This is a genomic window from Nocardia puris (genome assembly GCF_036051655.1).
Taxonomy (GTDB): Bacteria; Actinomycetota; Actinomycetes; order Mycobacteriales; family Mycobacteriaceae; genus Nocardia; species Nocardia puris.
The window spans coordinates 5,526,561-5,552,677 of the sequence record NZ_CP107943.1; the positions used below are offsets into that span (position 1 = coordinate 5,526,561).

Annotated in this window: 22 protein-coding genes; 14 read left to right on the forward strand and 8 right to left on the reverse strand. The window is 71.3% G+C overall.

Going from position 1 to position 26,117, the window contains the following annotated elements:
• Positions 1-119 precede the first annotated feature (119 nt).
• Positions 120-572: a universal stress protein gene (locus tag OHB21_RS25415; protein WP_067506759.1), complete on the forward strand. Its 453-nt coding sequence runs from the start codon at positions 120-122 to the stop codon at positions 570-572.
• 60 nt (positions 573-632) lie between these two features.
• Here OHB21_RS25415 and OHB21_RS25420 read toward each other — a convergent pair whose 3' ends face one another.
• From OHB21_RS25420 to OHB21_RS25430, 3 genes are all read right to left on the reverse strand, one after another.
• On the reverse strand, positions 633-2,930 hold the full coding sequence (locus tag OHB21_RS25420; RefSeq protein ID WP_067506756.1) for a HelD family protein: 2,298 nt from the start codon (positions 2,928-2,930) through the stop codon (positions 633-635).
• 75 nt (positions 2,931-3,005) lie between these two features.
• Positions 3,006-3,350, reverse strand: a complete 345-nt coding sequence (locus tag OHB21_RS25425) for an antibiotic biosynthesis monooxygenase family protein (protein WP_067506753.1) — start codon at positions 3,348-3,350, stop codon at positions 3,006-3,008.
• On the reverse strand, positions 3,347-4,681 hold the full coding sequence (locus OHB21_RS25430; protein WP_067506750.1) for a diguanylate cyclase domain-containing protein: 1,335 nt from the start codon (positions 4,679-4,681) through the stop codon (positions 3,347-3,349). The genes OHB21_RS25425 and OHB21_RS25430 overlap by 4 nt, the downstream gene beginning before the upstream one ends.
• Positions 4,682-4,928: 247 nt before the next feature.
• Here OHB21_RS25430 and OHB21_RS25435 point away from each other — a divergent pair, with 247 nt between their 5' ends.
• Positions 4,929-6,089 carry a beta-ketoacyl synthase N-terminal-like domain-containing protein gene (locus OHB21_RS25435; RefSeq protein WP_067506746.1) on the forward strand — a complete coding sequence of 387 codons (1,161 nt, stop codon included), beginning with the start codon at positions 4,929-4,931 and terminating at the stop codon, positions 6,087-6,089.
• A gap of 180 nt (positions 6,090-6,269) precedes the next feature.
• Here the strand turns inward: OHB21_RS25435 and OHB21_RS25440 are convergent, their stop codons facing one another.
• Positions 6,270-7,997: a sensor histidine kinase gene (locus tag OHB21_RS25440; RefSeq protein ID WP_067506743.1), complete on the reverse strand. Its 1,728-nt coding sequence runs from the start codon at positions 7,995-7,997 to the stop codon at positions 6,270-6,272.
• A gap of 150 nt (positions 7,998-8,147) precedes the next feature.
• Here OHB21_RS25440 and OHB21_RS25445 point away from each other — a divergent pair, with 150 nt between their 5' ends.
• The gene (locus OHB21_RS25445; protein WP_084537456.1) at positions 8,148-8,942 is read left to right on the forward strand and encodes a sigma 54 modulation/S30EA ribosomal C-terminal domain-containing protein; all 795 of its coding nucleotides are present in this window, start codon (positions 8,148-8,150) and stop codon (positions 8,940-8,942) included.
• Positions 8,943-8,955: 13 nt separating this feature from the next.
• Here OHB21_RS25445 and OHB21_RS25450 read toward each other — a convergent pair whose 3' ends face one another.
• Positions 8,956-9,588, reverse strand: a complete 633-nt coding sequence (locus OHB21_RS25450; RefSeq protein ID WP_067506740.1) for a response regulator — start codon at positions 9,586-9,588, stop codon at positions 8,956-8,958.
• 222 nt (positions 9,589-9,810) lie between these two features.
• Here OHB21_RS25450 and OHB21_RS25455 point away from each other — a divergent pair, with 222 nt between their 5' ends.
• Both OHB21_RS25455 and uvrA read left to right on the forward strand, forming a co-directional pair.
• On the forward strand, positions 9,811-11,847 hold the full coding sequence (locus OHB21_RS25455; RefSeq protein WP_067506736.1) for an amylo-alpha-1,6-glucosidase: 2,037 nt from the start codon (positions 9,811-9,813) through the stop codon (positions 11,845-11,847).
• Positions 11,848-11,965: 118 nt separating this feature from the next.
• Positions 11,966-14,974, forward strand: coding sequence for an excinuclease ABC subunit UvrA (gene uvrA / locus OHB21_RS25460; protein WP_067506733.1), 3,009 nt, complete (start codon positions 11,966-11,968; stop codon positions 14,972-14,974).
• A gap of 530 nt (positions 14,975-15,504) precedes the next feature.
• Here uvrA and OHB21_RS25465 read toward each other — a convergent pair.
• The 3 genes from OHB21_RS25465 to OHB21_RS25475 all read right to left on the reverse strand — a co-directional run bounded on the left by OHB21_RS25465 (position 15,505) and on the right by OHB21_RS25475 (position 17,494).
• Positions 15,505-16,212: an alpha/beta fold hydrolase gene (locus OHB21_RS25465; protein WP_067506731.1), complete on the reverse strand. Its 708-nt coding sequence runs from the start codon at positions 16,210-16,212 to the stop codon at positions 15,505-15,507.
• Positions 16,213-16,629: 417 nt separating this feature from the next.
• Positions 16,630-16,971, reverse strand: a complete 342-nt coding sequence (locus OHB21_RS25470) for a DUF1844 domain-containing protein (RefSeq protein ID WP_067506726.1) — start codon at positions 16,969-16,971, stop codon at positions 16,630-16,632.
• Positions 16,972-16,975: 4 nt separating this feature from the next.
• The gene (locus OHB21_RS25475) at positions 16,976-17,494 is read right to left on the reverse strand and encodes a DinB family protein (RefSeq protein WP_067506724.1); all 519 of its coding nucleotides are present in this window, start codon (positions 17,492-17,494) and stop codon (positions 16,976-16,978) included.
• Between the two features lie 349 nt (positions 17,495-17,843).
• On the opposite strand from OHB21_RS25475, the gene infC reads away from it, so the two are divergent.
• The 9 genes from infC to OHB21_RS25520 all read left to right on the forward strand — a co-directional run bounded on the left by infC (position 17,844) and on the right by OHB21_RS25520 (position 26,112).
• Positions 17,844-18,497, forward strand: coding sequence for a translation initiation factor IF-3 (gene infC / locus OHB21_RS25480; RefSeq protein WP_084537460.1), 654 nt, complete (start codon positions 17,844-17,846; stop codon positions 18,495-18,497).
• Between the two features lie 74 nt (positions 18,498-18,571).
• Positions 18,572-18,766 carry a 50S ribosomal protein L35 gene (gene rpmI / locus OHB21_RS25485; protein ID WP_067506831.1) on the forward strand — a complete coding sequence of 65 codons (195 nt, stop codon included), beginning with the start codon at positions 18,572-18,574 and terminating at the stop codon, positions 18,764-18,766.
• Between the two features lie 83 nt (positions 18,767-18,849).
• Positions 18,850-19,230, forward strand: coding sequence for a 50S ribosomal protein L20 (gene rplT / locus OHB21_RS25490; protein ID WP_067506715.1), 381 nt, complete (start codon positions 18,850-18,852; stop codon positions 19,228-19,230).
• 2 nt (positions 19,231-19,232) lie between these two features.
• Positions 19,233-20,060 carry a TrmH family RNA methyltransferase gene (locus tag OHB21_RS25495; RefSeq protein ID WP_195125857.1) on the forward strand — a complete coding sequence of 276 codons (828 nt, stop codon included), beginning with the start codon at positions 19,233-19,235 and terminating at the stop codon, positions 20,058-20,060.
• Positions 20,061-20,167: 107 nt separating this feature from the next.
• Positions 20,168-21,232: a phenylalanine--tRNA ligase subunit alpha gene (gene pheS / locus OHB21_RS25500; RefSeq protein WP_195125858.1), complete on the forward strand. Its 1,065-nt coding sequence runs from the start codon at positions 20,168-20,170 to the stop codon at positions 21,230-21,232.
• A gap of 33 nt (positions 21,233-21,265) precedes the next feature.
• Positions 21,266-23,782 carry a phenylalanine--tRNA ligase subunit beta gene (gene pheT / locus OHB21_RS25505; protein WP_067506705.1) on the forward strand — a complete coding sequence of 839 codons (2,517 nt, stop codon included), beginning with the start codon at positions 21,266-21,268 and terminating at the stop codon, positions 23,780-23,782.
• A 142-nt stretch (positions 23,783-23,924) separates the two neighbouring features.
• Positions 23,925-24,722 (forward strand): crotonase/enoyl-CoA hydratase family protein, encoded by a 798-nt coding sequence (locus OHB21_RS25510; RefSeq protein ID WP_067506702.1) that lies wholly within the window; start codon positions 23,925-23,927, stop codon positions 24,720-24,722.
• Positions 24,723-24,780: 58 nt separating this feature from the next.
• Positions 24,781-25,563: an alpha/beta hydrolase gene (locus OHB21_RS25515; protein WP_067506699.1), complete on the forward strand. Its 783-nt coding sequence runs from the start codon at positions 24,781-24,783 to the stop codon at positions 25,561-25,563.
• Positions 25,564-25,620: 57 nt separating this feature from the next.
• Complete coding sequence (locus OHB21_RS25520; protein WP_195125859.1) at positions 25,621-26,112, forward strand: hypothetical protein; 492 nt, start codon at positions 25,621-25,623, stop codon at positions 26,110-26,112.
• Positions 26,113-26,117: the final 5 nt, after the last annotated feature.

Consider the following 26,117-nt stretch of genomic DNA (forward strand, 5'->3'; position numbering starts at 1 on the left):
TGTTGCGATTTCTGCTGTTTCCGGTCCGTTTGCCGCTATGGTCGGACCAGTCGCCGCGCCGGTGCCCGACTTCGCTCGACGCCGGACGCAGGCACCCGACCCGCACAGTTGGAGGAGAGATGACCGCCTACCGGACGATTGTCGTCGGCACCGATGGCTCGGATTCGTCGTACGTAGCCGTCGAGAAGGCCGGGGCGCTGGCAGCCGACGCGGACGCCACCCTGATCGTGGCCTGCGCCTACTACCCGACCGACGACCGTGACGTCGCCGCCGCGGCCGACGTGCTCAAGGACGAGGCGTACCAGGTGCGCGGCTCCGCGCCCACCAACGAGATCCTGCGCACCGCGCGCGACAAGGCCACCGCCGTGGGCGCGAAGAACATCGTGGAGCGCTCCATCGTCGGCGAGCCGGTCGAATCGCTGCTGAACCTGGTCAAGGAAACCGAGGCCGACCTCCTGGTCGTCGGTAACCGCGGCCTGAACACCCTGGCCGGCCGCCTGCTCGGCTCGGTCCCGTCCGACGTGGCGCGCAAGTCGCGCTCGGACGTGCTGATCGTTCACACGGTCCGCTAACCGTCACCGCCGAAGGCCCCGCGCCGCACGCCGAGTGCGACGCGGGGCCTTCGTGCGTTCTCACCGCAGCGCGGCCAGCACCTCCGGCAACTCCTCGGAGTGCACCACCGCGAGCCGCTGGGTGGCGCGGGTCAGCGCGACGTACAGGTCGTTGAGCCCGCGCGGCGACTCCGCCAGGATCTGCCCCGGCTCCACCAGGTACACCGCGTCGAACTCCAGGCCCTTGACGTCGTGCACGGTGAGCACGCGCACCGATTCGCCCGCCACGTCGCCCAGTTCGGCCACCAGCGGGTGCGGCGCGATGACCGCCGTGGTGCCCGGCCCGCGCTCCTGCGCGACCAGGCGCGTGACCGTCTCGCGCACCCGCTCGGCCGGGACCCGGTGCGCGCGCGGCGGATTGCCGGTCTCGCGCACCGACCGCGGTGCCGACGCGCCGGGGTCGATCGCGGCGAGCACGTCGGCCGCGACCGCCATGATCTCGGCGGGCGTGCGGTAGTTCACCGTGAGTTCGGTGAGCTTCCAGCGTTGCGCCACATAGGGTTCCAGCATCCGCTGCCACGACGACGCGCCCGCCGGATCGCCCGTCTGCGCGACATCGCCCACCACGGTGATCCACCGGTTCGGGATGCGGCGCATCACCATGCGCCACGCCATCTCCGACAGCTCCTGCGCCTCGTCCACGATGACGTGCCCGTAGGTCCAGGTGCGGTCGCCCGCGGCGCGTTCGGCGGTGGTCTGGCGGGCGCGCACGTCCTGGCGCTCGGCGAGCTGGCTCGCGTCGATGAGGTCGTAGGCCATCAGGATCTCGGGGTCGAGTTCGTCCTCGAGATCCTGCGGTGCGGAACCGGTGAGGATGTCCAGGGCGTCCTGCGCCTCGGCCAGCTGCGCGCGCCAGCGGCGGCGGGCGCGCTCGCGCTCCTCGGTGTCGTCCACGCCGAGCAGTTCGGCCAGTTCGTCCAGCAGCGGCGCGTCGGCGGCGCTGAACTCGCCGCTGGCGGGGCGCACGAGTTCCGCGCGGTCCTGCTCCGGCATCGACCCGGCGACCCGGGTCAGGCGCTCGGGATCGGCGAACAGGTCGCTGAGCACCTGCTGGGGCGACAGGATCGGCCAGAGCCGCCCGATCGCGGCCTGCACCTCGGGATCGGACTTCATCTCGTCGCGGATCTCGGCCAGATCGGTGCGGCTGAGCAAACTCGGGCCGCCGGAGAGGTCGGCGCCCATGGTCTGGGCGAGCTGGTCGGTGAGCGCGTCGATCACCGAACTCGCGAAGATCGGGCGGGCCAGGTTGTGCGGGCGGCGCGAGGAGCGGGCCCGGCCGCGCGCCTTGGTGGCGATCTTCTTGTCCAGCGTCACCGGGTAGCCGTCGAAACTGAGCCGGATCGGCTGGGCGGGCACTTCCTGACGGTCGCGCACCGCCTGTTTGAGCACGTCCACGATGGCCAGTGAGCCCTTGATCTCGCCGGCCCGCAGCGAATCCTCGCGGGTCGCCTTCACCCCCGGATACAGATCACCGATGGTGGACAGCAGTACACCGGTCTCGCCGAGCGAGGGCAGCACCTGGCCGATGTAGTCGAGGAAGGTGGCGTTGGGGCCGATGATCAGCACGCCGCTCTTGGCCAGCTGCTGGCGGAACGTGTAGAGCAGGTAGGCGGCGCGGTGCAGCGCGACGGCGGTCTTGCCGGTGCCTGGCCCGCCCTGCACGACGAGCACGCTCTTGTGCTCGGAGCGGATGATGGCGTCCTGCTCGCTCTGGATGGTCTCCACGATGTCGTTCATGTGACCGGTGCGCGCCGCGTTGAGCGCCGTGAGCAGCGCGCTCTCGCTGCCGACGCCGGCCGCGCCGTCGGCGATCCCGGCCCGGCGCGCCGCGTCCAGGTCCAGGTACTCGTCGTTGACGGCGGTGACCTTGCGGTTGCGGGTGCGCAGGTGACGGCGCCGGGTGACGCCGTCGGGCGCGGCGGTGGTGGCCAGGTAGAACGGGCGGGCCAGCGGCGCGCGCCAGTCCAGCAGCAGGGTGGCGTAGTCGTCCTGCTCGTCGAGAATGCCGAGCCTGCCGATGTAGCGGGGTTCGTCGTCGCCGTCGAGGTCGATGCGGCCGAAACACAGGCCGTGTTCGGCGGCGTCGTATTTGGCCAGGTCCTCGGTGTAGAGCTGGGTGAACGATTCGCGTTCGCTGCGGGCCTGCGGGGTGCCACCGTTCTCCAGCAGCACGGTGCGCAGCCGGTTCTCGGCGTAGCTGCGCATCCCGTCGAGGCGGTCGTAGAGCACCGTCAGGTAGTCCTGCTCGGCGTCGATCTCGCGGTTCCGCTCGGCGGTGCCCTCGGTCGCGGCACGGTCCCTGGTGAAGCGGTCGGGCAAACTGAACTCCTTGTCACCGCGATGAGCCGGGCGTGCGCCGATCCTTGCGCACGCGCGAAAACAGAACTGTCGAGTCTACTGCGCCGCGGGCGGGTGCGCCGTCGTCGCAGGTCCGGTGGGTGCGTCGGCGAGACGCACCGGGGCGTAGTGGCGGACGTCGGGGAACGGATCGTAGAAGTGGTGCAGCAGTTCCTTCCAGCGCCGGTACTGCGGGGAGCCGCGGAAGCCGACCACGTGATCGGCGAGCGTGTCCCATTCGACGAGCAGCAGGTAGTGGCCGGGTTCCTCCACGCACCGCGACAGCGAGAGCGACCGGAATCCGGGCATGCCCGCGATGATCGGGCGCGCCTCGGCGAACGCGGTTTCGAAGGCGTCGGCGAGCTCCGGCCGGACCGGCAGCAGCGCCTGTTCGATGATCATCCGGTCGAGCCGGTGCGCGCTTTGGCCACGCCGCTCTCCCGGTGGCCGGGCGGTTTGGCCTGGTACATGGCCTGATCGGCGTCGTGCAGGACGGCCTCGGGCGTGCGGCGGTCGCCGGGGGTGAGTTCGGTCACGCCGATGGAGGCGTCCACGGCGATGCGATGGCCGCGCGCCACGATCGGCTCGGACATGGTGGTGCGCAGACGCGTGACCAGGGTGTCCACGTCGACGCGTCGCCCGCGCCCGGCCAGCAGCACCAGGAACTCGTCGCCGCCCAGCCTGCCGACCAGGTCGTCGCCGCGCAGCGCGCGCTGGAGCCGCTGCGCCACGATCTGCAGGACGGTGTCGCCGATGGCGTGGCCGAGGGTGTCGTTGATCGCCTTGAATCCGTCCAGGTCGATGAACAGCACCGTCGAGTAGGGCAGGTCCGAATCGGTGGCCAGGGTCGCCGCCAGCCGCGACAGCACCAGCGACCGGTTCGCCAGCCCGGTGAGCGAATCGTGGGTGGCCTGGTATTCGAGTTGCCGCCTGCTGGCGCGGAATTCGGTGATGTCGGCGAACGACGACACCGCGGGGGAGTGCGGATCGCCCGGGTTGAGCAGGCGGCTGCTGCCCGAGAGCCAGCGCCGCTGCCCGTCCAGGCGATCTATGCCGAAAATGTATCCCGAGACGGTCTCGCCGGTAGCCAGCGTGCGCGCCATCGGGTGGCGGGCCGGCGGCAGCGGCTGGGCGTTGGCGTCGAGCAGGGTGAGCGGCAGATCCTCGATGGAACGCCCGACGATGACGTCGTCGCGCTCGTGCTCGCCGCCGAAGATCCGGCGCGCCGCCGGGTTGGCCGACTCGATGCGCCCGGACCGGTCGATCACGACCACGCCCTCCTCCAGCTGCGACACCACGGTGGTGAAGTGCTGTTCGGCGCGGCGCTGGGCGTCCTCGGCGGCGCGCTGCGCGGTCAGATCGTGGATGACGACCTGGTAGGCGTGGTGGTCGTGCCACGGGGTGAGCACCGACACCGTCTCCACCGGCACCGATTCGCCGTCCAGGCGCAGCAGCCGCATCTCGGTGGGCGCCGAGGCCGCGCCCGAGGTGGTGAGTTTGGCGATGCGGTCGAGCATGGCGGGCACCGAGTCGGGGTGCACGAACCGGGTGAGGGGTTTGCCGACGATCTGCTCCGCGCGCTCGGCGGCGAGCAGGCGGACGGTGGCCTGGTTGACGTAGACGACGATGCCGTGCTCGTGCACGCAGATCCCGTCGGGGGTGTGTTCGACCAGGGAGCGGTAGCGCTGAGCGAGTTGCTCGGCGTCCGCGATGCCGTCGGTCCTCTCACCCACTCGTCAACCCCCGATCGTCGACAGTCCTACTGCTATCTCAACACGGGTCTATTGTTGTGTCGACGCGCGAGAAATCACATCGTCGACGCGTTTGCTCGGATCACGGTTCGGGCACTTCATCGGGTCCGGTCCGGTGATCATTACAGACCGGGTTCCCCGGGGAGCAGGTCGGACCGAGGGGGTCCGGCCCGGGAGCCGCCGAAGGAGCGATGATATGCCGGGCGCTCATCCGCCGCAGCAGGATTCTATGTCGATCGCCGGTGTCGGCGTGGTCACCGGGTACGGGTGGGGGCGCGAGTCCCTGTGGGATGGTTTGCTGAGCGGGAAGGCCGCGGCGCAATTGGAACCCGGTTACGGGCCGGGACGCGACGAACAAGCGTGGGTCGCCCTGGTCTCCGACGGCGGCGATCCCGCGATCAGCACCAGCCGGTACGGGCGCGCCGTGCACGAGGCCGCGCGCGAGGCGATCGCCGACGCCCACGACCGCGGCTGGCGGCCGGGCCGCACCGTCGGCCTGCTGCACGCCATCGTGCTGGGCGACGTGGTGAATTGGCGCGATTTCTACCTGATCGACGAGGGGCACCGCCGCTCCCGCGATTACATGCGGCTGCTGCCGTCCACGCCGATCTCGGTGGTGATGCAGGAGTACGGATTCCACGGACCGTCGATGAACGTGTCGGCGGCGTGCAGCTCGGCCAACGTCGCGCTCATCACCGCGAAACTGTGGCTGGACAGCGGCATCGCCGACGACGTGATCTGCGTGGCCACCGATATGTCGGCCACCCCCGACATGGTCGAGCACTTCGTGCGCCTCGGCGCGGCCGTCACCGACAGCGATCCGCTGGAGGCGTGCCGTCCCTTCCAAGAGGGCAGCCGCGGGTTCGGCTTCGCGGAGGCGTCGGTGGCGTTCGTGCTCACCCGGCGCGCCGAGAGACCGTACGCCGCCGTGCTCGGCGGCGGCATGACCAACGACGCTTATCACGTGGTCTCGGTGGACCCCGGCCACACGCACATCCTCGACTGCGCCGCGCGGGCGCTGGCCGCGGCCGGCGTCACCGCCGACGACATCGCCTATCTGAACGCGCACGGCACCGGTACCGCGCAATGCGAAGCGGCCGAACGAGCCCTGCTCACCGGGGTGCTCGGCGACCGCGCGCGCCCGTACGCGCTCAAGCCGCTCACCGGCCACAGCCAGGGCGCGGCCGCCGCCGTCGAGGTCGCGGTCGCGGCGATGGCCTACGAACGGGGCGTACTACCGGCCCCGCCGATCGTCTCCCCGGTGCACCACCCGCTGCTCCTGGATGGGCCGACGCCGCTCGAGGGGGGCTTGACGCTGAAGTCCTCGCTTGGTATGGGCGGGCACAACTCGATGCTGGTGCTCGGGCCGTCCGGCTACTCGCGGGGCTGATGGTGCTCGGTCCGTTCGGCCAGTCGGGCGGCTGATGGCGCTTGGTCCGTTCGGCTACCGGCGCGGCTGACCGTGCTTCGGTCTGTTGGGCTACTCGCGCGGTTGACGGTGCTCGGTCTGTCGGGCTGTCGGCGCGGGCGACGGCGCCTCGGACCCCCGACTCTCGCTCGACCCCCGCGCTCAGTCCGCGGGCAGCGGCACCGTCCAGCACAGCCGTGTCCCGGGCAGCCCGGTGCCCTCGGCGGGACGGTCGGCGGCCGTGAGGGTGAACTGCCCGCCGGCCTTCTGCGCGCGCTGTTCCAGATTGCGCAGCCCGCTGCGAACCACGTGGTGCGGCACGCCCCAGCCGTTGTCGGTGACCACGATGGTGAGGTCGTCGGCGACGGTGATCTCCACCCCGACGATATCGGCCCCGGAATGGCGCACCGCGTTGCTCACCGCCTCGCGCACCACCGCCTCGGCGTGGTCGGCGAGTTCGGCCTCCACCACCGACAGCGGGCCGCTCACCTGCACGGTCGCGCGCAGCGAGGTGTCGGCGGTCTGCTGACGCACGGCATGTTCGATGCGCTGCTGCAAGGTCGGCCCGTCGCCGCCGCTGTGCAGGTCGAAGATGGAGCTGCGGATCTCCTCCACCACCTCCTGCAACTCGTTGATCGAACCCGAAAGGCGCTGGCGCACTTCGGGAACCATCGCCTTGGGCAGCGCGCCCTGCAAGGTCAGGCCGATGGCGAACAACCGCTGGATGACGTGGTCGTGCAGGTCGCGGGCGATGCGGTCGCGATCGGCGAACAGGTCCAGCTCCCGCATCCGGCGCTGGGTGTCGGCGAGCTGCATGGCCAGCGCGGCCTGATCGGTGAACGCGGCCGTCAGCTCCACCAGTTCGTCCGGATAGGGCGCCGAGTCGGCCGGGCGCACCGCGACGAGCACGCCCAGCGTGGCGTCGGGCGTGCACAGCGGCAGGATCAGCACCGGACCCACGTCGGCGAGCGGGACGCCGAGGTCGATGCGCGCCGCGTCGTCGAACCGCAGCGGCGTGCGGCGGGTGAACGCCTCGCCGAGCGCGGTGGCCTCGGTGGCGATCAACCAGCCCTCGTGTCCGGAACCGGGCCCCGACCAGTGCGTGAGCACCAGTTCGTCGGTGTCCTCGTCGGCGTCGCAGCCGGCCAGGAAGCAGCGGTGCGAGCCGGTCAGCGCGCGGGCGTGGTCCACCACGTGGGTGAGCACCCGGTCGGAGGCGGTGCCCGCCAGGAACTCGGTGGCGATATCGCGGGTGGCCTCGATCCACGCCTGCCTGGTGCGCGCCGACTCGTAGAGGCGCGCGTTGTCCACCGCGATGCCCGCGGCGGCGGCCAGCGCCTGCACCAGCACGTCGTCGTCCTCGGTGAACGGGTGCCCGCCCGCCTTCTCGGTGAGGTACAGGCTGCCGAACACCTCGTCGCGGATGCGCACCGGCACGCCGAGGAACGTGTGCATCGGCGGATGCCCCTCGGGGAAGCCGACCGACTCCGGATGACGCGTGAGATCGTCCAGGCGAAGGGGTTTCGCGCGGCTGAACACCGCGCCGAGCACGCCGTGCCCGGCGGGCAGCTTCCCGATGCGCTCCCGGGTGATCTCGTCCATGCCCTCGTCGAGGAACTGCACGACCTGTCCGTCGTGGCCGCGCACCGCCAGCGCGCCGTAGCGGGCGTCGACCAGGCTGGTCGCGGTGCGCACGATGGCGCGCAGCGTGTCGTCCAGGTCCAGTCCGGAGGTGACGGTGAGCATGGCCTCGACCAGGCCGTCCATCCGGTCGCGGGAGTCGATGATCAGCTCGACCCGCTCCTTGACCTCGCTCAGCAACTCGCGCAGGCGCAGTTGCGAGAGCGTGTCACGCACCGAGTACAGCCCGTTACCGCTGTCTTCGGTCATCCGGTGTGTCCTGTCCGTGGGCGCGTGATCGGCGCGCCCACCAGTCTAATTCGCGAGTCTGTTCCCGATCAGAGGACTTTCGGCCCTGTTCGCGACGGCGTCACGGAGGTGGGATATGCGCACTGGGTGATTTGAGAGTAGAGGTGTCCTATGTATTCATCGCGCTCGCTGTACTCCTCGGAACACTGGTCCAGCGCCGCCGACCCCGATCTGGCGGTGACCACCCGCGGTGCGGTGCCGCCCGCCGATGTGACGAGGGCGGTGCGCGCGATCGGCCGCGTCCTGCGCCGCCACCACCTCGACGTGCCCGCCCGCGTCCGGGTGACCGCGCCGCCCGAGCCGGACGCGCCCACCGTGGTGCAGGCCAACGTGCGCCTGCACGACACCCCGGCGCGCGTGCAGGTCACCGGGCCGCGCGGTTTCGCGGTGACCTTCGCGGTGGAGCGGCTGGACCGCCAGCTCACTCGCCTACTGGCCAGGCAGAGCCGGGACTGGCCCGATCCGGCGCGCCCGCCGCTGGCCGAGGTCACCGAGGAGCGCCCGATCATCCGGCGCAAGGAGTGCGAGCTGCTCACCGGCACCCCGTCGGAGGCCACGTCGGTGATGGACGCGATGGACTACGATGCCTACCTGTTCACCGACGCGCAGACCGGCGAGGACGCCGTCGTGCACTGGTCCGAACCGCTCGGCGTGCACCTGGTGCGCCAGCGCAGTGCGGTGCACCCGCTGGCGGCCGCCGACCGGCCGCTCACCGTGAGTTCCCTTCCGCTGACCGTGGATTCGGCGCCCGCGCCGCAGCTCACCGAGGACGAGGCCGCGCTGCGCCTGTGCCGCAACGGATTGCCGTTCCTGTTCTTCACCGAACGCGCCACCCAGCGCGGAAACCTGCTCTACCGCCGTTACGACGGCGATCTCACGCTCGTCACGCCCGCCGAGAACGCCTGAGCGGCAGGCGGTCTCAGCGCTCGCGCAGCTTCGACGCGAGCACCGCCGCCTGCGTGCGCCGCTCCATCCCCAGCTTCGCCAGCAGCCGGGACACGTAGTTCTTGACGGTCTTCTCCGCCAGGAACATGCGCGCCGCGATCTGCCGATTGGTCAGCCCCTCGCCGAGCAGCGCGAGCAGCCTGCGCTCCTGTTCGGTGAGACCGGCCAGCGGCCCGTCCTCGGTGACGCCGCCGCGCAGGCGCGCCTTGAGCGCGGTCGCGGCGCGGGTGTCCAGCAGCGAGCGGCCCGCGCCCACCGCCTTGATCGCCTCGGCCAGCTCCATGCCCTTGATGTTCTTCACCACGTAGCCGCCCGCACCGGCCAGGATCGCGTCCAGCATGGCGTGCTCGTCGGTGTAGGAGGTGAGGATCAGGCAGCGCAGGCCGTCGATCTCGGCGAGCAGGTCCCGGCACAGCTCGATGCCGTTACCGTCGGGCAGGCGCACATCGAGCACCGCCACGTCGGGGCGCAGCGACCGGATGCCCGACATCGCCTGTGCCACATCGCCCGCCTCGCCGATGACGGTGAGTTCGGGATCGCTCTCGAGTAGATCGATCAGGCCGCGTCGCACGATCTCGTGGTCGTCCACCAGGAATACCCTGAGCACCCCGGCCCTCCTCGCCGTCATCCCCCGAGCCAACCTAGCGCGTGCGCGCGCACCGCGTCCCGTGAACGGCCGCGCGAAAGCCGGTGGGCTTGTTGATCTTTCCGAGTATGCTGGACATCCGGTATCGCACGCACGGAAGTTGTAGCCGATGGTCCACTCGGCGGCAGGGGGTTCCACGGGGTCGGGTGGCGTGCGCGGGGCGCGATCACATGAGGTACCGGCATGAGCGCGCCGTCGGTGATGCTGGTCGAGGGGTCCACATTCTGCCTCAGCCGCGGCGGTGGCACGATCGCCGCCGACCGTGCCGAGGGACTGTTCGTCCGTGACACCCGCGTGCTGTCGGGCTGGCGGCTCACGGTGAACGGCCACGCCCCGCAACCGCTCGGCGTGCGCCCCGCCGAACCGTTCAGCGCCACCCTGCTGCTGCGCACCCCGCCGCCCGAGGGCCGGGCCGACAGCGCCGCCCTGGTCACCGTCGCGCGACACGTCGGCGACGGCATGCGCGAGGACCTCACCGTCCGCAACCTCGCGGGCACCGCGTTCGACTGCGTCCTCGCCCTAGAAGTGGACGCCGACTTCGCCGACCTCTTCGCTGTCAAGGACGGGCGCGACGCCGCCTGCGCCACCGAGATCCGTTGCGGCGAAGGCGCACTCGACATCGCGGCCGCACCGGGGCTCGCCGTCACCGTCCGCGCGGCCGGCGCCACCGCCGTGGGCCGCGCGCTGCGCTGGCGGTTGCGGCTCCCGCCGCGCGGCACCTGGACCGGCTGCGTCCAGTACCTGCCGCACCTCGGTGACGAGGAGATCACCCCCGGCCACCCGTGCGGCGTCGCCGTGGCCGACAGCGCGCCGGCGCGCCGGTTGCGCGACTGGTACGCATCCGCCCCGGTCGTCGGCACCGCCGACCACACGCTGTCGGCCGTGCTGCACCGCACCCTCGCCGATCTCGGCGCGCTGCGCCTCGCCGACGGCGACCGCACCGCCGTCGCGGCCGGCGCGCCCTGGTACATGGCGCTGTTCGGCCGCGACTCGCTGCTCACCTCGTGGATGTCACTGCCCCTGGACACCGCGCCCGCGCTCGGCACCCTGCGCACCCTCGCCGATCTCCAGGGCACCCGCGCGGACCCCGTCACCGAGGAACAGCCCGGACGCATCCCGCACGAGGTGCGCGTCGGGCGCGCCGCGGCCCGGCTGCCCGGGGGCGCGCCGGTCTACTACGGCACCGCCGACGCCACGCCGCTGTTCGTGATGCTCCTCGGCGAACTGAACCGCTGGGGCCTGGACCCGGCCGACCGCGACGCGCTGCTCCCGCACGCCGACCGCGCGATCGATTGGATCGAACGCTACGGCGACGCGGACGGCGACGGCTTCGTCGAATATCGCCGCACCGGCGACACCGGGCTCGGCAACCAGGGCTGGAAGGACTCGTGGGACGGCGTCACCTTCGCCGACGGCTCCCTGCCCGAGGCGCCCATCGCGCTCGCCGAGGTGCAGGGCTACGCCTACGCCGCCTACCTCGCCAGGGCCGCGCTCGCCGACGACACCGGCGACACCGCGACCGCCACCCGCCTGCGCGCCGCCGCCGCGCGCCTGAAGGAGGCGTTCGACGCGGCGTTCTGGCTGCCCGACCGCGGCTGGTACGCCCTGGGCCTGGATCGCGACAAGCGTCCCATCGACGCTCTCACCTCGAATATCGGCCACTGCCTGTGGACCGGCATCGCCGACGAGGACAAGGCCGCGCTCGTCGCCGACCGGCTGCTCGCCCCGGACATGTTCAGCGGCTGGGGCATCCGCACCCTGTCCGCGGAGATGGGCGCCTACAACCCCGTCAGCTACCACAACGGATCGGTGTGGCCGCACGACAACGCCCTGTGCGCCGCCGGGCTGGCCCGCTACGGATTCACCGCGCACGCGGCCCGCGTCGCCGAGGCCGTTCTCGACGCGGCCGCCCACTTCGACCACCGGTTGCCGGAACTGTTCTGCGGTTTCGATCGTTCGGAATTCGACGCACCCGTGCCGTATCCCACCTCCTGTTCGCCGCAGGCGTGGGCGGCCGCCGCGCCCCTGCTGTTCCTGCGCGCGCTGCTGCGGCTGGAACCCGAGGCCGACGGGGTGCGCGTCGCTCCGGCCGTGCCCGACCGGTACCTGCCGCTGCGCATCCGCGGCGTGCGGGTGGGGGCGGGCACGGTGCACGTCACCGTGGACGAGCGCGGCACCCGGGTGCGCGGCACCGCCGACGGGGTCCGCCGGGCCGGGTGAACCGGCGCCGGATCGTGCGCTTCGCCTCGCGCCGCGAAACTTGTCGGTGGTCGGGCCTAGCATGGCCAGCGGGGGTGTATCTGCACGTTCGACACACGATCGAGAAGGGACTGACCAGGTGGCGGAACGCCTCACTGTGCGCGGAGCTCGGGAGCACAACCTCAAGGGGGTCGACCTCGATCTGCCCCGCGACAGCCTGATCGTGTTCACCGGACTCTCCGGCTCCGGCAAATCCAGCCTCGCCTTCGACACCATCTTCGCCGAGGGCCAGCGCCGCTACGTCGAATCGCTGTCGGCCTACGCCCGCCAGTTCCTCGGCCAGATGGACAAACCCGACGTCGACTTCATCGAGGGGCTCTCGCCCGCGGTGTCCATCGACCAGAAGTCCACCAACCGCAACCCGCGGTCCACCGTCGGCACCATCACCGAGGTGTACGACTACCTGCGCCTGCTCTACGCGCGCGCGGGCACCCCGCACTGCCCGGTCTGCGGCGAGCTCATCGCCAAGCAGACCCCGCAGCAGATCGTCGACCAGGTGCTGGCCATGCCCGAGGGCACCAAATTCCAGGTGCTCGCGCCGGTGGTGCGCACCCGCAAGGGCGAGTTCGTGGACCTGTTCGACCAGCTCAACACCCAGGGCTACTCGCGCGTGCGGGTCGACGGCGTGGTCTACCCCCTCACCGATCCGCCGAAGCTGAAGAAGCAGGAGAAGCACGACGTCGAGGTGGTCGTGGACCGCCTCACCGTCAAGCCCACCTCCAAACAGCGCCTCACCGACTCGATCGAGACGGCGCTGCGCCTGGCCGACGGCATCGTCGTGCTGGACTTCGTGGACCGCGACGAGCACGCCCACGACCGGGAGCGCCGCTTCTCCGAGAAGCTGGCCTGCCCCAACGGCCACCCCCTCGACATCGAGGATCTCGAACCGCGCTCGTTCTCCTTCAACTCGCCCTACGGCGCCTGCCCCGACTGCACCGGACTCGGCATCCGCAAGGAGGTCGACCCCGACCTGGTGGTCCCCGACCCCGACCTGAGCCTGGCCGAGGGCGCCATCGCGCCGTGGTCGCGCGGGCAGACCGCCGAGTACTTCAACCGCCTGCTCGCCGGCCTGGCGGAGGCGGTCGGGTTCTCCATGGACACCCCGTGGCGGGACCTGCCGCTCAAGGCGCGCAAGGCCGTGCTCGAGGGCAGCGCCGACCAGGTGCACGTCTCCTACACCAACCGCTACGGCCGCAAGCGGTCGTACTACGCCGATTTCGAAGGCGTGATGCCGTTCCTGCAGCGGCGCATGGAGAACACCGAGTCCGAGCAGATGAAGGAGCACTACGACGGGTACATGCGCGATATCCCGTGCCCCGTCTGCAACGGCGCGCGGCTGCGCCCGGAGATCCTGGCCGTCACCATCGCCTCGGGCGGGGAGCGCAAGTCCATCGCCGACGTGAGCGATCTCTCCATCGGCGACTGCTCGGCGTTCCTGAACGCGCTCACACTGGGGGAGCGGGAGGCCGCGATCGCGGGCCAGGTGCTCAAGGAGGTGCAGGCGCGGCTCGGCTTCCTGCTCGACGTCGGCCTCGAGTACCTCACCCTGTCGCGGGCGGCGGCCACGCTGTCCGGCGGTGAGGCGCAGCGCATCCGCTTGGCCACCCAGATCGGGTCCGGTCTGGTCGGCGTGCTCTACGTGCTGGACGAGCCCTCCATCGGCCTGCACCAGCGCGACAACCGCCGCCTCATCGAAACCCTCACGCGCCTGAAGAATCTCGGCAACACCCTGATCGTGGTCGAACACGACGAGGACACCATCCGCGCCTCGGACTGGGTGGTCGACATCGGCCCGCTCGCCGGCGAACACGGCGGCCGGGTGGTGCACAGCGGTCCGTACCAGGAACTGCTCACCGACCCGGACTCGCTCACCGGCGCCTACCTCGCGGGCCGCGAGCGCATCGAGGTGCCGATGGTGCGCCGCCCGGTCGACAAGAAGCGCAAGCTCACCGTCGTCGGCGCCACCGAGCACAACCTGAAGGGCATCGACGTGTCCTTCCCGCTGGGCGTGCTCACCGCCGTCACCGGCGTCTCCGGATCGGGCAAGTCCACGCTCGTCAACGACATCCTCGCCACCGTGCTGGCCAACAAGCTCAACGGCGCGCGCCAGGTGCCCGGCCGCCACACCCGCGTCAACGGGCTCGACCACCTGGACAAGCTGGTGCAGGTCGACCAGTCGCCCATCGGGCGCACGCCGCGCTCCAACCCGGCCACCTACACCGGCGTGTTCGACAAGATCCGCACCCTGTTCGCGGCCACCACCGAGGCGAAGGTGCGCGGCTACCAGCCGGGCCGGTTCTCGTTCAACGTCAAGGGCGGGCGCTGCGAGGCGTGCTCCGGCGACGGCACCCTCAAGATCGAGATGAACTTCCTGCCCGACGTGTACGTCCCGTGCGAGGTGTGCCAGGGCGCGCGCTACAACCGGGAAACCCTCGAGGTGCACTACAAGGGCAAGACCATCGCCGAGGTGCTGGACATGCCCATCGAGGTGGCGGCCGAGTTCTTCGAGCCGGTCACCTCGATCCACCGCTACCTCAAGACCCTGGTCGACGTCGGTCTCGGGTACGTGCGCCTCGGCCAGAGCGCGCCCACCCTGTCCGGCGGCGAGGCGCAGCGCGTGAAGCTGGCGGCGGAGTTGCAGAAGCGCTCCACCGGCCGCACCGTCTACATCCTGGACGAGCCCACCACCGGCCTGCACTTCGAGGACATCCGCAAGCTGCTGGGCGTGATCAACGGCCTGGTCGACAAGGGCAACACGGTGATCGTCATCGAGCACAACCTCGACGTCATCAAGACCGCCGACTGGGTGGTGGACATGGGGCCCGAGGGCGGTTCGGGCGGTGGCACCGTCGTCGCCGAGGGCACACCGGAAGACGTCGCCGCCGTCGCGGACAGCTACACGGGGCAGTTCCTGAAGGAAGCGCTCGCCGAGGGCGCCCGCGCCGTCCCCGCGAAGGCGCCGGCGAAGAAGGCGCCCGCCAAGAAGACGGCGGCGAAGAAGGCCCCGGCCAAGAAGGCGGTGGCCAAGGCGCCCGCCGAGACGGCGGTGGCGAAGAAGCTCGCGCGGAAGGCCGCCGCCTTGCGCTGAGGTTCGCCGCGTCGACTGTGACTGTGCCGCATCGGATCACCGGTGCGGCACAGTGCTTTTCGTGGCGCGCGGTTGGGTGGCGGGGTGGTGCTGGACGGGGCGGCCGGACCGGGTTGCCGAAAAGCTGGACAGAAGTGAAACAAGCGTGTGTAAGATCGGCTCACCGTGTCGGGTTGCGTCCCGGACAGTTGCGGTAAGTGAACACGGCCCGGGTTGTCGTCATGCCCGAAAGCCGTTGGGAAGGAAAGGAACACCCCCATGGAAGGCGTGGATATCGCCGCGCTGGTCGCGCAGATCTTGGCATTTCTGAGCGGCGGCTCGTCCCTCAACTACACCCCCGGCGCCTGAGCGCCCAGCGAAAGGAACCACCACCATGGACACCGGTAGCTCCGGCCTGACCAGCCTTTTCCAGGCGCTGGCCCAAGCCATCGCCACCGGCTCATCGATCTCGGTCACCCCGGGACTCTGAGCGGGTCACCGACCCGGGGGCGGGGTGCGGCCGAACGGCCCACCCCGCCCTTGTCGTCGGCTCACTCCACCGTGGCGGCGTCGATGAGGTCGGCCAGCTTCTTCGCCTCCGACCACATCGGCCAGTGGCCGGTGGGGAGGTCGAGGAGGGTGACGTCGGCGAGGCGGTCGATCTCCTCGAAGGCAGGCGCTTCGCCGCTCGCGCTGAGCTGGCGGACCAACTCGGCCGTGATGCTGGTGCACACGACGGTCGTCGGCACCCGGAGGCGGGCGGGTGAATCACTCAGGCGCAGTGGGGCTCCCGCGATGCTCGCCGGCTCCGACACGGCCCGCTCGCGGAACCGCGCCAGCGCGGCCTCGTCCAAGCCGTCGAGGCTGGTGCCCTCGGACTCGAACAGCTCCCAGTCCGGCAGCGGGTATTCCGTGGCGTCGCCGAGGTCGCCCTTGATGACGAACCCGTCACGCACCGGCGCGGCGTCCACGTACACCGCGCGGCGGAACCGGTCCGGCGCGTAGTCGGTGGCGAGGTAGGCGGCGGATGCTCCACCCGAATGCGCCACCACCACAACGTCTTCCGCGTCGCCGGCGGCGTCCAGGATCGCGCGGGCCTGCTGCTCGAAGGTCGCCGTGAAGCGATCGGGGTCGGCCGGGTCCCGGCCGGGCGGGGTCAGCGCGACCACGTCGTGCCCGCGCCCGCGCAGGTCGGCCGCGACCTCGTCCCACGCCCACGCGCCGAGCCAGAATCCGGGTACCAGAACGATCCGCGCCATCCCTACAGCATGCCGGAGGATCTACCGCCCGGGCGACCGAGGACACGGCCCTCGAGGTGACGGGCTCAGTTCCCGCCGTCGTCGCGAGCCGAGTGTGGGCCGACGGACCGAAGGGGCGGCCGCAGCGGGCCGCCCGCACAGTGCGGTCGCGGACACCTCCGGCGCGCAGACGCTCCGCCGCTGCCCTCGCCGCTCGAATGCGCATCCGCCGTGGGTCTCGGCGGCGCGATCCTGGGCCGACCGTCAGCGCGGTGCCGTCGTCTCGGACGGCGCGGTGCGCCAGGGGATTCGGGGCTGTCCCGACCTCGAGCCGGTCTCACCGAGCCGGCATCCCTTGGGGTGCCGCCGACCACAACGTCCGAAGTCGCAGTGGCCGCGGTGTCGGCCCACCAAATCGCGGAATGGCCCGACAGTCCCTCAGTACACCGGCCCGGTGTACTTCTCACCCGGTCCCTGCCCCGGCGCGTCCGGATGCGCCGACGCCTCCCGGAACGCGCGCTGCAACGACTGCAACCCTTCCCGGATCGGACCGGCGTGCGGCCCCAGGTACTCCACGGACGCGGTGACCAGCCCGGCGAGCGCGGTGATGACGCGGCGCGCCTCGTCCAGGTCGCGGTAGGGGCTGTTGTCGGGATCGGCGTCGCCGAGCCCCAGCTTCTCCGCCGCGGAACTCATCAGCATCACGGCCGCGCGGCTGATCACCTCGACGGAGGGGATGTCGGCCAGTTCGCGCACGGAGGTGTCGGGCTCGTCAGTCATGCCCTCAGGCTAGCGAGGCCGTTCGCAGCAGCCGGAGCTGCCCGATCTCGGCGACGTTCTTCATCAGTTCGGCGTTCACCCATCCGGCGAGGTGGGTGCCGGTAAGCCCGGCGTCGGCCGGCCACGGGTAGGCGGACGGCCGGTCCGGATCCGCCTCCGCCAGCGCGGCGACCCACGCGTCGCGCAACGCGTCGAGCCGGGCGACAGCCGCCGCGCCGCTCCCGGCCCAGTACACGTCTTCGCGCTCGGGTGGCGTCTCGCCGCGCAGGTGCGCGAGCGCCGTGCTCCACCACCAGTCGATGTGCCAGGTGAGCCAGGCGATCGTGGGCACGGGGATCGGGTCGGGCTCCACCTCGGCCCAATCCGGCCGCCAGCGGCCGTCCGCGCCACGGTGTACCGTCCAGACGAGACCGGCCGGTTCCCATAGGACGTCGTCCTCGGTCAATACGTCGAGGTGATAGCGCGCCAGCGCCCAGGTCAGCTCGAATTGCCAGGTCAACAGGTCGCGCGGGGGAGTGGGCACCGGGCGATCCTGGCACCGCAGCCGACCGTGGGCAACGGGATTTCGACCCGATTCGGCTATAGCGGTCGGCAATGCTAAACTTTTCGCCGACGACCGCCCCGGGGCGTCTGATGGAACTTGACATCGAACGACCACGGGGCCGATAAGTGGAGCCCGACTCCCACCGTTACCCGGCGAGCGATCGCACAGGGACAACGGTCCGGTCATCCGCCCTCCGGGGCCGGATTTCCCCCGCGGGACGCATCTCGCGCGGGCGAACCGATGCGGCGCATCGGTGATCGGTCGACTCGGGCCCCGTCACGGCGAAATACCGTGGCGGGGCTTCTGTGTTGAACAAGGGGTTGCAGTTATTGCGGGGGTCGTCACGACGACACCGCTTGACCTAGGAGGCCCCATCAGCACTGAGACCCGCATCAACGATCGCATCCGCGTTCCCGAGGTCCGACTCATCGGACCTGGCGGTGAGCAGGTTGGGATCGTGCGTGTTGAAGATGCGTTACGCGTCGCCCTCGAGGCCGATCTCGACTTGGTCGAGGTGGCCCCCGATGCCCGTCCGCCGGTCTGCAAGATCATGGACTACGGCAAGTTCAAATACGAGACGGCGCAGAAGGCGCGCGAGTCCCGGAAGAACCAGCAGCAGACCGTGATCAAGGAGCAGAAGCTCCGTCCCAAGATCGACGACCACGACTACGAGACCAAGAAGCGCAACGTCGTTCGCTTCCTCGAGGCCGGGTCCAAGGTCAAGGTGACGATCATGTTCCGCGGCCGCGAGCAGTCCAGACCCGAACTGGGTTTCCGGTTGCTGCAGCGCCTGGCCTCCGACGTCGCGGATCTGGGTTTCGTGGAGACCTCGGCCAAGCAGGACGGCCGCAACATGACCATGGTCCTCGCCCCCCACAAGGGCGCGAAGACCCGCGTGAAGGCGCAGCAGGAGTCGGGCCGCCCGGCGCCCGCGAACGCCGCACCGGCCGGTGAGACCCCGGCCGCGGGCCCGGCCGAATAGGTCGCGCTCGCGTAGCCATGACGAAGACACCGGCCGCCGATCCCGGCGGCCGGTACGACAGAACTGAGGAATCCATGCCGAAGCAGAAGAGCCACAGCGGCGCCTCGAAGCGTTTCAAGGTTTCGGGCCGGGGCAAGCTGCTGCGTCAGCAGGCGAACCGTCGCCACCTGTTCGAGCACAAGCCCTCCCGCCGGACGCGCCGCCTGGACGGCACGGAGGTCGTCGCGGCCGCCGACGTCCGCCGCGTGAAGAAGCTGCTCGGCATCTGACGGTGCCGCGACCGGATCTCCGGTCCGCCTCCCCGACCCACCCGGGCGCCGCACGCGCCCCCTATTCGATCAAGGACTGACCAGTGGCACGCGTCAAAAGGGCCGTCAACGCTCAGAAGAAGCGCCGTTCCATCCTCGAGGCCTCCAAGGGCTACCGGGGCCAGCGCTCGCGCCTGTACCGCAAGGCCAAGGAACAGCAGCTGCACTCGCTCACCTACGCCTACCGGGACCGCCGGGCGCGCAAGGGTGACTTCCGCAAGCTGTGGATCGCCCGCATCAACGCCGCGGCGCGCCTCAACGACATCACCTACAACCGCTTCATCCAGGGCCTGAAGGCCGCGGGTGTCGAGGTGGACCGCAAGATCCTGGCCGAGCTGGCCGTCTCCGACGCCGAGGCGTTCGCCGGCCTGGTCGCCGTGGCCAAGGCCGCGCTGCCCGCCGACGTCAACGCGCCCGCCGCCTGAGCTTGACCACGAGGCATCTCCCGGAACGACCCGCGGACGCGCTCTCCGAGCGCAATCCGCGGGTCGTTTCGGCTGTCAAGCTGCATCGCGCCGCGCAGCGCCGCAAGACCGGACAGTTCCTGGCCGAGGGCGCGAACGCCGTCACCGCCGCGCTGGAGACCGGGCGGGTGCGCGAGCTGTTCTACTCCGCGGCCGCCGCCGCGCGCGAGCACGAATTGGTCGCGAGCGCGGCGGCGTCGGGCGTGCGCACCACGCTGGTGAGCGACCGCGCCGCCGAGCATCTCGGCGAGACCGTCACCGCGCCGGGCCTGGTCGCGGTCTGCGACGTGGTCGACGTGCCGCTCGCCGACATCCTGGGCACCGGTCCGCGCATGCTCGCGGTGCCCGTCGAGATCGCCGAACCCGGCAACGCGGGCACCCTCATCCGGGTCGCCGACGCGGTCGGCGCCGACGGCGTGCTGCTCGCGGGCGACACCGTCGACCCGCACAACGGCAAATGCGTCCGCGCCAGCGCGGGCAGCCTGTTCCACGTCCCGATCGCCCGCGAGCGCGACGTCACCGCCGCCCTCGACGCGCTCGCCGCGGCCGGGGTCACCCTGCTGGCCACCACCGCCACCGGCGAACTGGATCTCGACGACGCCGACGAGGTGTTCGCGGGCCCCGTGGCCTGGCTGTTCGGCAACGAGGCGCACGGGCTGGACCCGGCCGTCGCCGCCCGCGCCGACCACCGCGTCCGCATCCCCATCCACGGCCGCGCCGAGAGCCTCAACCTGGCCGCGGCGGCCGCGATCTGCCTGTACGCGGGGGCCAGGGTCCGGCACGCGGGGTAATCCGCGTGAAACGGGCGAAGGCGATCCCATAGGATTCCACCAGCAGCAATGTGGGTAGGCCATGAGCCGGACCCGCGCACCGATCCCCAGGGGAGAGACGAACGATCGTGGCCGACGACAGTACGGGAGTCGAGCAGCAAGACACGGCGCTGACCGAGGAGGCGCTGGCCGCCGCCGCGGCCGAGGCCGAGAAGGCGTTCGCCGCGGCCGCCGATCTGGACGCCCTCGCGGCGGCCAAGACCGAGCACATCGGCGGCAAATCCCCGATCGCGCTCGCCCAGCGCGCCCTGGGCGGCCTGCCCAAGTCGGAGAAGGCCGACGCGGGCAAGCGCGTGAATGTGGCCCGCACCCGGGTGTCGGAGGTGTTCGAGGCCCGCCGCGCCGTGCTGCTCGCCGAACGCGACGCCGCCGTGCTGGTCGCCGAGGCCATCGACGTCACGCTGCCCGCGCGGCGCACGGCGGTGGGCGCCCGGCACCCGATCACCGTGATCTCCGAGCAGGTCGCCGACGTGTTCGTCGCGATGGGCTGGGAGGTCGCCGAGGGTCCCGAGGTGGAGACCGAGCACTTCAACTTCGACGCGCTCAACTTCCTGCCCGACCACCCGGCCCGCACCATGCAGGACACCTTCCACATCGCGCCGGAGGGGTCGCGCCAGGTGCTGCGCACCCACACCTCGCCCGTGCAGGTGCGGTCGATGCTGGAGCGCGAGCTGCCGATCTACGTGGTGTGCCCCGGCCGCACGTTCCGCACCGACGAGCTGGATGCCACGCACACGCCGGTGTTCTCGCAGGTCGAAGGTCTGGCCGTCGACAAGGGCCTCACCATGGCGCATCTGCGCGGCACGCTGGACGCGTTCGCGCGGGCGCTGTTCGGCCCCGACACCCGCACCCGCATGCGGCCCAACTACTTCCCCTTCACCGAGCCGTCCGCCGAGGTGGACGTGTGGTTCCCGGACAAGAAGGGCGGCGCGGGCTGGGTCGAGTGGGGCGGCTGCGGCATGGTCAACCCGAAGGTGCTGATCGCCAGCGGCATCGACCCCGAGGTGTACAGCGGCTTCGCGTTCGGCATGGGGCTCGAGCGGACGCTGCAGTTCCGCAACGGCATTCCCGATATGCGCGACATCGTCGAGGGCGACGTGCGTTTCACGCTGCCCTTCGGCGTCCGGTCCTGACCTCACCCTTCGATCGAGAGAGCGAAACGTCAAGTGCGAGTAGCGCAGTCCTGGCTGACCGAGATCATCCGGCGGACCACGCCCGAGTGGTCGGTGACGCCGGAGGAGCTGGACGCCGGTTTCGTCCGCGTCGGCCTCGAGGTCGAGGAGGTCGACCGGCTGGAGCGGGTGACCGTCGCGCCCGGGGCGGAGGTGGACAAGCCGCTGGTCGTCGGCCGCGTCCTCGAGATCACCGAACTCACCGAGTTCAAGAAGCCGATCCGCTTCTGCAAGGTCGACGTCGGCAACCCCGACCCGCAGGAGATCGTCTGCGGCGCCACGAATTTCGCCGTCGGCGATCTGGTCGTCGTGGTGCTGCCCGGCGGTGTGCTGCCGGGCGGGTTCGCGATCTCCTCGCGCAAGACCTACGGGCACGTGTCGCACGGCATGATCTGCTCGGTGGCCGAACTCGGCATCGGCAAGGACCACTCCGGCATCCTGGTGCTGGAGCCGGGCACCGCCGAACCGGGCACCGACGCCAACGAGGTGCTCGGTCTCGATGACACGATCATCGAGCTGAACATCACGCCCGACCGCGGCTACTGCTTCTCGGTGCGCGGCCTCGCGCGCGAGCTGGCCTGCGGTTTCGATCTCGAGTACGCCGATCCGGCGGTGCGCTCGCTGCCCGACGACGAGCCCGACGCCTGGCCGGTGAAGGTGGAGCCGTCCTCGCTGTGCACCCGTTTCGGCGTGCGCCGCGTCACCGGCATCGACCCGGACGCGGTGAGCCCGTGGTGGTTGCAGCGCAGGCTGCTGCTCGCGGGTGTGCGCCCGATCTCGCCCGCGGTCGACGTCACCAACTACGTCATGCTGGAGCTGGGCCAGCCGCTGCACGCCTTCGACGAGGCGAAGCTGACCGGCGGCCTGGTGGTGCGCACCGCCAACAAGGGCGAGACCCTGCGCACCCTGGACGAGACCGAGCGGGTGCTCGACGCCGAGGATGTGGTGATCGCCGACGATTCCGGCGTGATCTCGCTGGCCGGCGTGATGGGCGGCGCCAGCACCGAGGTGGGTCCCGAGACCACCGACGTGGTGCTGGAGGCGGCCGTCTGGAATCCGCTGCTGGTCTACCGCACGGCGCGCAGGCACAAGCTGGTGTCGGAGGCCGGTAAGCGCTACGAGCGCGTGGTCGATCCCGAGATCAATATCGTCGCGCTGGACCGCGCCGCCACCCTGCTCGCCGAGATCGCCGGCGGCACCGTCGAACCAGTGCTCACCGACGTGCGCGTGCCGCTGCCGCCGACCGAACCGATCCGCATCGACATCGACCTGGCCGATCGCGTCGCGGGCGTGACCTACCCGACCGGCACCAGCGCGCGGCGGCTCGCCCAGATCGGGTGCACCGTCGAGGTGTCGGTGGACGAGGCGACCGGGCACGGCCAGCTCGTGGTCACCCCGCCGAGCTGGCGGCCGGACCTCACGCAGCCCGCCGACCTGGTGGAGGAGGTGCTGCGGCTGGAGGGCCTGGAGCAGATCCCGTCGGTCGTGCCGACCGCCCCGGCCGGGCGCGGGCTCACCGCCACCCAGCGGCGCCGTCGCGCGGTGAGCCGCGCGCTGGCCTTCGCCGGCGGCGTGGAAGTGCCGCCGCCGGTGTTCCTGCCCGCCGGCGTATTCGATGTGTGGGGTCTGGACGCCGACGATCCGCGACGCGTCACCACCCGCGTGCTCAACCCGCTGGACGTGGAACGCGCCGAGCTGGCCACCACGCTGCTGCCCGGTCTGCTGGAAGTGGCCGCCCGCAACATCTCTCGCGGCGCGCGCGACCTCACCCTGTACGGCATCGCGCAGGTGGTGCTGCCCGGCCCCGGCACCAGGGCGGTCGAGGCGCTGCCGGTGGATCGCCGTCCCACCGACGAGCAGATCGCCGAGCTCCTCGACTCGCTGCCCGCGCAGCCGGTGCACATCGGCGCGGTGCTGACCGGTCGCCGCGAGCCGCGCGGTCCGTGGGGTGGGGGCCGCCAGGCCGAGGCCGCCGACGCGTTCGCGCTCGCCGACGAGATCGCCGACGCCGCCGGCGTCACGATCGAGCGCCGTGCCGCCGCGTACCTGCCCTGGCATCCGGGCCGCTGCGCCGAACTGGTGGTGGAGGGCGAGGTCGTGGGTCACGCGGGCGAACTGCACCCGGCCGTGCTGGAGCGGGCGGGCCTGCCGCCGCGCACCTGCGCGCTGGAGCTGGACCTCGACGCACTGCCGCTGCGCGAATCCCGGCCGGTGCCGGTGGTGTCGCCGTTCCCCGCCGTCCTCCAGGACGTGTCGGTGAGCGTCGAGAAGGGCGTACCCGCCGCCGCCGTCGAGACCGCGCTGCGCTCGGGCGGCGGCGAGCTGCTCGAGGACGTCGCCCTGTTCGACGTGTACGAGGGCGCGCAGGCGGGGGAGGGGCGCAAGTCGCTCACCTACGCCCTGCGCTTCCGCGCGACCGACCGCACGCTCACCGAGGACGAGGCCAGCGCGGCGCGCGACGCGGCCGTCGCCTCGGCTGCCGACGCCGTCGGCGCGGTGCTGCGTAGCTGAGAGTTCCTGCGCTCCAACGGGTCCGGGTGGCGATCGCGCCGCCCGGACTCGTTGCCGTCCGGCCCGGGCGCGGAGGATCCTGTTATCGTCGGCGAGACGAACCCTCGCGCCCACGGCGGTCGCGATCCAGGCAGGAGCGGATATGTCGGACACTCTGGTGCTCGTCGAGCGGGACGGGCCCGTGACGACCATCGGCATCAACCGGCCCGAGGTGCGCAACGCGGTGAACCGGGCCACCGCCGAGGCGCTGGCCGACGCGTTCCGCGCCTTCGACGCCGACGACACCGCCTCGGTGGCCGTCCTCTACGGCGTCGGCGGCACGTTCTGCGCCGGCGCCGACCTCAAGGCCGTCGCGTCGGGTGAGCCGAACCGCCTGGACCCCGAGGGCGACGCGCCCATGGGCGTCTCCCGGATGCGGCTGTCCAAACCGGTGATCGCGGCGATCGCAGGCCACGCCGTCGCGGGCGGGCTCGAACTCGCGCTGTGGGCCGATCTGCGGGTGGCCGAGGACGACGCCGTGCTCGGGGTCTTCTGCCGCCGCTGGGGCGTGCCCCTCATCGACGGCGGCACCGTGCGCCTGCCCCGGCTCATCGGCGCGAGCCACGCCATGGACCTCGTGCTCACCGGCCGCGCGGTGCCCGCCGACGAGGCGCTGCGCATCGGGCTCGTCAACCGGACCGTCCCCACCGGCGAAAGTCTCAGCGCCGCGCGGCAACTCGCGCACGAACTGGCCGCCTTCCCGCAGACCTGTCTGCGCCACGACCGGCTGTCGCTGCTCGAACAGGAAGGGCTCGGCGAAGGGGACGCGCTGGCCAACGAGTTCCAGCACGGCCTTTCGTCGATCGCGGCCGATACCCTCACGGGCGCAACCCGTTTCGCGGAAGGCGCGGGGCGGCACGGTTCGTTCACGGAACACTCGATCATCGAACCACGCGGCTGAGCGCGCCGACAGGGGAGCGGCCACCGACAGACCTCTCACACCGGGGTAAGAAGGGACTATGCGACACCCGGCCACCCCGATCCTGCACGCGTTGACCTACCTGCCGCAGCACCGGGAACTCCTTCAGACACCCGCCGTGCTGGGGCTGGACTTCACCGAGGTCACACCGCGCACCGAGGACGGGGAAACGCTGCACGGCTGGTGGGTGCGGGCGCGCGAGCCGATCGGGCACGTGCTGTTCGCGCACGGCAACGCGGGCAATATCGGCGACCGGGTCGCGATCTTCGCGCTGCTCGCCGAGGCGGGCTTCGATGTGCTCGCCTTCGACTACCGCGGCTACGGCCGCAGCACCGGCCGTCCCACCGAACTCGGCACCTACCTCGACGCCCGCGCCGCCCGCAAGGCTCTCCTCGCGCAACCCGGCGTCGACCCGGAGCGCGTTCTCTACCTGGGCAAATCGCTCGGCGGGGGAGTGCTCACCGAACTGGCCACCGTCCACCCGCCGGCCGGGCTGATCCTCATGTCCACCTTCACCGGCCTGCGCGACGCCGCCACCTCGATCTACCCCTTCCTGCCCCGGCCCCTCGTCCCCGACGCCTACCCCACCCTGCGCCGCATCCCCACCCTGACCACCCCGGTCCTCATCGTCCACGGCGACCAGGACGAACTCCTTCCGCTCCGCCACGCCCAACGCCTGCACGCCGCCGCCCACCACCCCAAACGCCTCCACATCGTCCCCGGCGCCGGCCACAACGACGTCATCCCCCTGCTCGGCGCGGACTGGACCACCCTCCTACGCACCTGGACCGAGGAGATCCTGCCGGACCGCCGCGGTGCGTAGCCTGGATTCCGGAGGCCGGTTCGGTGCGGGTCGGCCCACAGTCAGGGAGGCGCGGAGATGAGTGAGGCTGCCGAGATCGAGGCGCGGTTGCGGGCGCTGACGGACCAGGAGCTGGTGGCGGTGCTGCGGGGCGCGGTCGAGGGGCGTGCCGCGCTCTGGGCGGTGCGCACCGCGCTCGACGAACTGGCCGGTGTCGGTCATGCCGACTCCGAGAAGAATGTGAGTCCCGACACGTCCGGTTCGGAGGCCGCGCAGGCGGATCCCGCATCCGGGCAGGTCGGGGGCATTTTTCCGGTACCGGCGGTACCGGTACCGCCGACCGGTATCCCGACGCCCGCCGCCGACCCCGGATATTCGCCCTCGGGGGTGCCGACTTTCGATTCGGTTCGCGATAAGGTCGAGCAGCGCTTCGGCGTCGCGCAGGGCATGGGTGAGCTGGACCGGCAGACCCCGGCGGGCCGCGGCGTCGAGGAACAGTTCGCCGCGCGTGAGAAGGCCGCGCGGGAACGCCTGGACCGGATACGGAAATCGTTGCGCGACACCGACTGACGTAC

Bases quoted from the DNA above. Each gene is read 5' to 3' on its own strand.
- OHB21_RS25520 (WP_195125859.1), top strand. From the start codon at position 25,621: ATGAGTGAGGCTGCCGAGATCGAGGCGCGGTTGCGGGCGCTGACGGAC.
- OHB21_RS25425 (WP_067506753.1), bottom strand. From the start codon at position 3,350: ATGATCATCGAACAGGCGCTGCTGCCGGTCCGGCCGGAGCTCGCCGAC.
- OHB21_RS25415 (WP_067506759.1), top strand. From the start codon at position 120: ATGACCGCCTACCGGACGATTGTCGTCGGCACCGATGGCTCGGATTCG.
- OHB21_RS25455 (WP_067506736.1), top strand. From the start codon at position 9,811: ATGAGCGCGCCGTCGGTGATGCTGGTCGAGGGGTCCACATTCTGCCTC.
- OHB21_RS25445 (WP_084537456.1), top strand. From the start codon at position 8,148: ATGTATTCATCGCGCTCGCTGTACTCCTCGGAACACTGGTCCAGCGCC.
- OHB21_RS25515 (WP_067506699.1), top strand. From the start codon at position 24,781: ATGCGACACCCGGCCACCCCGATCCTGCACGCGTTGACCTACCTGCCG.
- OHB21_RS25440 (WP_067506743.1), bottom strand. From the start codon at position 7,997: ATGACCGAAGACAGCGGTAACGGGCTGTACTCGGTGCGTGACACGCTC.
- OHB21_RS25465 (WP_067506731.1), bottom strand. From the start codon at position 16,212: ATGGCGCGGATCGTTCTGGTACCCGGATTCTGGCTCGGCGCGTGGGCG.
- OHB21_RS25435 (WP_067506746.1), top strand. From the start codon at position 4,929: ATGTCGATCGCCGGTGTCGGCGTGGTCACCGGGTACGGGTGGGGGCGC.
- OHB21_RS25510 (WP_067506702.1), top strand. From the start codon at position 23,925: ATGTCGGACACTCTGGTGCTCGTCGAGCGGGACGGGCCCGTGACGACC.
- OHB21_RS25470 (WP_067506726.1), bottom strand. From the start codon at position 16,971: ATGACTGACGAGCCCGACACCTCCGTGCGCGAACTGGCCGACATCCCC.
- rpmI (WP_067506831.1), top strand. From the start codon at position 18,572: ATGCCGAAGCAGAAGAGCCACAGCGGCGCCTCGAAGCGTTTCAAGGTT.